Annotated in this window: 7 protein-coding genes; all 7 read right to left on the reverse strand. The window is 68.1% G+C overall.

Going from position 1 to position 6,509, the window contains the following annotated elements:
- Positions 1-488, reverse strand: a 488-nt coding sequence (locus tag VR71_RS10455) for a hypothetical protein (RefSeq protein WP_296430184.1), incomplete at its 3' end; no start/stop codon positions are given.
- 340 nt (positions 489-828) lie between these two features.
- Positions 829-3,150 carry an AAA family ATPase gene (locus VR71_RS10465; protein WP_296430186.1) on the reverse strand — a complete coding sequence of 774 codons (2,322 nt, stop codon included), beginning with the start codon at positions 3,148-3,150 and terminating at the stop codon, positions 829-831.
- Positions 3,147-3,914: a hypothetical protein gene (locus VR71_RS10470; RefSeq protein WP_045683633.1), complete on the reverse strand. Its 768-nt coding sequence runs from the start codon at positions 3,912-3,914 to the stop codon at positions 3,147-3,149. Before VR71_RS10470 ends, VR71_RS10465 begins: the two co-directional genes overlap by 4 nt.
- Positions 3,901-4,299 (reverse strand): hypothetical protein, encoded by a 399-nt coding sequence (locus tag VR71_RS10475; RefSeq protein WP_045683635.1) that lies wholly within the window; start codon positions 4,297-4,299, stop codon positions 3,901-3,903. Before VR71_RS10475 ends, VR71_RS10470 begins: the two co-directional genes overlap by 14 nt.
- Positions 4,299-4,505, reverse strand: coding sequence for a DUF6511 domain-containing protein (locus tag VR71_RS10480; RefSeq protein ID WP_045683641.1), 207 nt, complete (start codon positions 4,503-4,505; stop codon positions 4,299-4,301). The genes VR71_RS10475 and VR71_RS10480 overlap by 1 nt, the downstream gene beginning before the upstream one ends.
- Positions 4,498-4,716 (reverse strand): hypothetical protein, encoded by a 219-nt coding sequence (locus VR71_RS24855; protein ID WP_296430189.1) that lies wholly within the window; start codon positions 4,714-4,716, stop codon positions 4,498-4,500. Before VR71_RS24855 ends, VR71_RS10480 begins: the two co-directional genes overlap by 8 nt.
- Positions 4,713-6,401 (reverse strand): DEAD/DEAH box helicase, encoded by a 1,689-nt coding sequence (locus VR71_RS10485; protein WP_045683637.1) that lies wholly within the window; start codon positions 6,399-6,401, stop codon positions 4,713-4,715. The genes VR71_RS24855 and VR71_RS10485 overlap by 4 nt, the downstream gene beginning before the upstream one ends.
- Positions 6,402-6,509: the final 108 nt, after the last annotated feature.

Consider the following 6,509-nt stretch of genomic DNA (forward strand, 5'->3'; position numbering starts at 1 on the left):
TCGGCCTCGTTGTCGTCGGCCGGGCTGAAGCCGCGGGCGCGGACGGCGGCGACCATGGCGGCCTTGTCGGCGTTGCCCTTGCCTGCGGCATGACGCTTGATCGTGCCGACCGGGACACCCTCGTAGGGCACGCCGCGCAGCTCGGCCCATGCGGTCAGCGTGGCCATGAGCCCGCCGTAGATGTGGCTCGCGTCGGTGCCTGCGTGGCGGCGGACTTCCTCGAACCAGATGGAGGCGACGGGCCCGGACAGCCGGTCGATCTCGGTCAGCCAGTTGGTGAAGCGCAGGTAGCGCATGCCGCCGCCGTCGAAGCGGCCCGGGCGCAGCGATACGGTGCCGCTGGTGATCAGGCCGTCATGGCCGCGGATCGCCCAGCCGGTCGAGGTGCCGAGGTCGAGCGCGAGAATGCAGCGGTTGCGGGGGGTGTCGAGCGGCAGCGATTCAAACCTTGCGCCGTCGCAATTCGGGATCAGAGTCGGCTGAGCCATGATGGGTCTCCTTTGCCGGTGGCCTGTGGTGGTGGAAGACGACGGCGGTCTGGTGCTTGGCGGTACGGGGCCGCCGTCGTCGGATCGGGAAGCACAACAGACCGTCACGGCGGCGCGCGCGGCTGACCCGGACGTATGGGAGGAGTGGCCAACCCTGTGGGGTGGCCCTCCCATACGTAGTATGGGGGTTTGACACCTAACTGTTCCGAGGTGTTCAAGTGGCTGAAATCATTACGGAATAAGACTTCATGAAGTCTTCGGGCATGAGTTAGGGACCTAACTCTTATTTGCCCGTAACCCGTTGATTTCGTTGAGTGCACAGTTGGCGCTGTCATATGAGTCAGGCCTCACTCATATGAGTGAGGTCGTCCTCCAGCCCCTCCGGGTAGACCCAGACGGCGGGGTTTTCGACCTGCAGGCAGAGCCCGGATTGGGGGCATTTGAAGTGGCTGGGCAGGACCGGACGGGCCTCGGTGGTGACCTCGCCGGTGGCCGGATCGATCTCCTCGACGGGTGCGCCGAACTGCATCCCCTCGACGCAGAGGTAGCCGAACCGCGACCGGGTGACGGGGAAGCCGAATCCCGAAGGGTCGCGCAGGAACTTCACGAAGCCCTTGGTCGCCAGCACGCTGAGGCGCTCACGGATCGTGTGCTTGCTGCCCAGACCGCCACGGTTCTCGAAGGTCTCGGCGAACTGCATCGCGGTGTAGAGGCGCTCGCTCGCCGCCTCATCCAGCAGCATGCCGAGGATGACATCATGCTTGCGCAGTCGCTCGGCATCGAGCTTGGCGCCAACCTCCTTGCGCACCAGACGCTCGTTCAGCGGGTTCAACTCGACCCACTCGCCCTTCACCTTGTCGATCAGCTTGCCGGGCAGCGCGGGGCCGTTCCGAAGCTCGATCTCCAGCCTGCGGACGGTGCTGTCCTCGTCTGGCCGGTGCATGAGCAGCCCCGAGGTGTAGAAGCCGCGCAGCGCGCTGGCGCCGGAGAGCGCGAGGAAGGGATCGTCCTTGACCTGATGCTTGGTGGCCTTTCGGGTGTGGTGGGCGAGGATGATGCCCGCATCCGGATTGACAGCTTCCCGCAGGAGCTCGACCCGGTCCTTCAGGAAGAACATCATGGCGGTGTTGTCGTTTTCGCCGCCGCCCTCGGGGCCGCCATCGAAGAGGTTGCGGATCGGGTCGATGACGATGATGTCGGGCGGCGCGTCGGGGAATGCGGCCCGGATCGCCTCGGCCACGCGGGCGATGCCCTCCGCGTCGAGCAGCAGCATCAGTTTCGGGGTGGCGATGAAGGTGTCGCGCGCGGCGGCGATCACGGCGGCGGGCAGCGCGATCTGCTGCATGCGTTCGCGCAGGTAGTGATACTGGATCTCGGCCTGCAGATAGAACACGCGCAGCGGCCGGGGCGGCGTGAAGCCGAGGAACGGCACGCCTGCCGCCATATGGACGAGCCAGGAGATCAGGAAGTCGCTCTTGCCGACCTTCGGCGCGCCCCCCAGCACCAGGAGCCCGCCCGGGGTCAGCACGCGCGGCCCGATGACGTCCTCGGGCATCGGGCTCGTGTCGTCGAGGAGCGCGCCAAGGCTGAAGGTCGGCAGCGGGCTGGCCGGGGCATCGACATGGGCCGCGCGCAGGAGCGGTGGGCCGTTGCGCTTCACATGCAGATCCCAGAGGCGTTCGGACTCGGCCTGCAGCCGATCGAGCGGCCAGGACGGGCGCAGCATGGCGGCGTTGTAACCGCAGATCGCCTCCCAGCCCGCGAAGGGGTCGAGGCGGCCCTCGTGCACCAGGCGCACGTAATGGCCGATGGCGGCACTGGCCCCCTGGAACCGGGACCAGTCGTCAACCGCGCCTTCGCGCACCGGCGTGGTTAGCACCGCGTCTATGCCGGGCTTCGCGGTCGGCGCGGCAACGTCGCTGGCGAAACCTACGCCTGGCAGCGGCGGCATCTCGGCGACCTTTTCCGCGAAATCGGCAAGATCCACTTCGACCGAGCGATGCTCGCGGATCTGCACGAGGCGTTGATGGCTGTGCTTGTGATAGACCGTGCCAGGCACCCGGATCGGCTGGTGCGCCGAGCGGAAATGCGTGTCGCCGCCGACCTTCACGGCAATCTCGCCGCGCAGGCGGCAGAGGGTGGCCAGATCCTCGCCCTCGGCAGGTTCGGTCAGTTTCCACCAGACATGGAGCTTCGCCGCGCCCTCGGGCGTGCGGCCGCCGCTTTCGATGATGAGCGTGGGCGGGCCGAGGTGGCGGGTGACGTGGTCGAGCTTGGCCGGGATGTCGCCAGCGTCGAGATCGACGACGACGGCCTGCATCTGCAGCACGTCGGCGGCGCGGGCCTGGCCCTGTTCTTCGACCGTGCCGGGGATGACATAGACGGCGGCGCCCTCCCGGTTCGCCCACGCGGCGAAGGTCGCAAGTTTTCCCGGCGCGGTGTCGTCGGCCGGGATCCAGATGTTGTGCGGCTTGCCGTCCCGGCCCTGACCCTTGTCAACGAAGCCGCGGAGCGGGATCAGCCCCTCGCACCAGCTGAACACGGTATCGAGGAAGACGGCGATTTGCCCGGGGTCGGGGTCGCAGCCGAAGGGGTTCTCGGAAGGCGGTCCATCGTTGAAGTCCATCCACGGGTTGAAATGCAGGATGCCGTCGTCGCTCATGCCGGCAGCCCCCAGCAACGCTCGGACCACGGGCAGAAGCGGCACTCGAAGAAGTCGGGCGTGGTGGCGACGCGTGGCAGAAGCTCGCCCGCATCGGTCGCCTGCAGGATCCGCACGCCCCGGTCGGACATGCGCTGCGCGAGGTCGGCGTCGAAGGGCACCAGTTCGTGGTGCATCTCGGCCGTGTCCTTGTTGATCGCGGTGAACACGGCGGGCGCGACCGAGATGCCCGGGACCGTCCCTTCCATGTAGGCTTGGTAGAGCGCGATCTGCGCGGCATAGACCGGCTTGGATTTCGTCACGCCGTCCTTGACGCAGGCGCGCCAGTTCTTCGCGTTCATCGTCTTGCATTCCCAGAGCGCGGGAACAGCGAGACCGAAGCCTTCGGGCCCGGCGGCGATGATGCCGTCGACATGACCTCGGATGCGCCCGCCCGCGACCGAGAAGCCGAACTGGCCGCCATCGGGACGGTTGCCCTTCCGGGTGTAGAGGTCGAAGCCCGCGCCGCGCAGCCAGACGACGGCCAGATCCTCGAGCGCGTGGCCGATGGCGAAAATGCGCAGCGATTGGCCGCTGAAGTCCTGGCCCTCGTCCTTCGGCGTCGCCGTGAACTCGAACTGCAGCGCCCGCTCGCAGGCATGGCCGAGGCGCGAGCCGCCGAGGTAGTCGCGGGGCGGCCGCGTCGCCTGATCGGCGGTCAGCGCCCGATCGACGGCAGAGTTGACCCGGTCGGCGAAGCTGGGACGGCGGTTATAGTCCAGCATGCTGGCCCCCCTCGTAGCTGCGGTGGGCGAGCCCGTGGCAGGTCGAGCAGAGCCATTCGACCGCGAGCGGCTCGGAGTAGTCGTGATGATGGGCTTCGAGATCGGTCACGCAGCCGCAGCGTTGACACCAGACCGGCACGATGATCCGGCACGCCTTGACGGCGCTCCTGACGATGCTGTGCGCCTTGTTCTTTTCAGCGTGGCGCAGCCGATAGCGGCGCTGCGCCTCCCGATGATTTTCGGGATCGCGGAAGTTCTGAGCATAGGCGCGCTGGTATTCCCGGCGGCAATCCCGGCACCAAGCCTGTAGGCCATCGGGGCTCCGGCGCCGCACGCCAAACTCCACCGCCGGCTTCTTTTCGCTGCATTTGCTGCACGTTTTCATCAGAACGGCACCTCCGGCGTCTGCGCCCGGGCGATGTCGGACATGGCCTCGCGGAAGCCCTCGACGGCTTCCTCGATCAGCGCGCGCACCTGGGCCTCGGTCAGATCCGCAAGCGGGGTGGCCCAGCCGATCTCGTCCATCAGCAGGGCGACGCGCTTCATGGTGGCGGTGATCGCGGCGCGCTCTTCCTCGGTCAGGTCAACCATGGCGAAACGCTCCCGCGCCAAGCGCGTCCAGAAGGACTGGCAGGGCATCGAGCAGAACCAGACCGAGGGCCGGGGTCGCTTCGACCGGTGCGGATCGAACCAGCCAAAACCACGGGTGGGTTGCCGGCAGACAGCACAGAGCGTTCCACGCGGATGCCACAGTCGCCGCCGGTCCTCGGCCGGGATGGGGGTGGATGTGGACATGGGTCATGCCGCCCTCCGTTCGGGAGAGGCCGCCGTGTCGATCAGCTGGCGGATGGCGCGCTTGTTGAAGCCGAAGGTCATCAGCGCCGAGGCGCGGTAGCGCGTCAGGCCGAAGTCATGGCGGCACTCGGGCGGCAGGTATTGCAGCTGCTTTTCGGTCGGCGGCTGGCGCAGCCAGGAGCGGGTCTTGAAGGCGCTCTCGTCGGTCTCGTGGGTGTTCAGCCAGTCGTCCGCCTGCGCGAGGCAGACGGTGCGCTCGCCGACGCCCAACAGGTGGGGGCGTTCGCCCTTCGCCCCGCCGATGGCGTACCAGACCCCGTCCAGCCAGAAGATGCCGCCCCAGGCTGCGAAACCCGTGGCCATCAGCGCGTCGTCCGTGCCGTAGAGGTCGACCCACGCGAAGCTGGACCGCTTCAGCAGGTCGATCTCGGTCATCATGAAGCCCGAGAGCGGCGCGGCGGCCCCGCCTTCGCCCGCATCCAGATCCTCGCGCGGGAACGCCTCGCCGCAGAGCGGGCACTCGGTGGCGGCCAGCGGGATCTCCGCCTCGCAGGCCGGACAGGTCTTGGTCGGCGCCTCGCCGGTCTCGGTCTTGCCGTCCAGATCGACATCCTGTTCCAGCGTGCCGTGGATCAGGCTCGAGGTGCCGAAATCCAGCACGACGCAGTCGGTCTTGACGATGCCGGGGTGCTCCTCGGGATCAATGGTCCGCAGCCCGCGCCCGACCATCTGGATCATCGTGGATTTGTAGGAGCTGGGGCGCAGCAGCACGACGCAGGAGGTGGGTGGATGGTCCCAGCCCTCGGTCAGCACCGCCACGTTGACCACGACGCGGATGTCGCCCGCCGCGTAGTCGGCGAGGATCGCCTTGCGGGTCTCGGCCGCCAGATCGCCATGGATCAGCGCGGCGGAAACGCCTGCCGCCCGGAACGCCTCGGTGACGTGTTCAGCATGCGCGACGGTGGAGCAGAACACCACGGTCTGCCGGTCGCCCGCCTTCTCCTTCCAGTGGCGGATCACCTCGTCGGTGACGGGGGCGCGGTCCATGATGCCCGCCACCTCCGCCATGTCGAAATCCGACATGGTCTTGCGTACCGAGCGCAGCTCGTCCTGCACGCCGACGTCGATGACGAAGGTGCGTGGCGGGACGAGGTGGCCCGAGGCGATCAATTCGCCCAGCCGCACCTGATCGGCGACATTGTCGAAAACCTCGCGCAGACCCTTCCTGTCGCCCCGGTTCGGCGTCGCCGTGACCCCGAAGATGCGGGCGTCGGGATTGGCCTCGCGCACCCGGTCGATGATGCGACGGTAGCTGTCGGCGACGGCATGGTGCGCCTCATCCACGACCAGCAGGTCGAGACGCGGCATGTCCGCAAGGTTCGAGGCCCGCGCCAGCGTCGGCACCATGGCGAAGGCGACCTGGCCGTTCCACGATTTCTCCGTGGCGTCGATGACCGAGGTGGCGACGCCCGGCACCACGCGCTGGAACTTGGCGCGGTTCTGCGCCGTCAGCTCGTCGCGATGGGCCAGCACGCAGGCCTTGGCGCCGTCGCCGATCATCTCGCCGGTGACCGCCGAAAGCATGATAGTCTTGCCCGCGCCGGTGGGCGCCACGCCCAGCGTGTTGCCGCGGGAAGCGAGCGCAGCCACGCTGCGCTCGACGAAGGTTTTCTGGCGGGGGCGCAGGCGCATGGCCGGTCTCCTCCTTACTGCGCCCAGCTCGGCCGACCGGCGTTGCCGGGGGCGGACGCGGGCTGGTTGGGCTGGGTGGCCGTGGTGGGCTGCTGCGCGGCGTGACCC

Origin of the sequence: Roseovarius sp. BRH_c41 (assembly GCF_000961715.1) — a bacterium.
Taxonomy (GTDB): Bacteria; Pseudomonadota; Alphaproteobacteria; order Rhodobacterales; family Rhodobacteraceae; genus Roseovarius.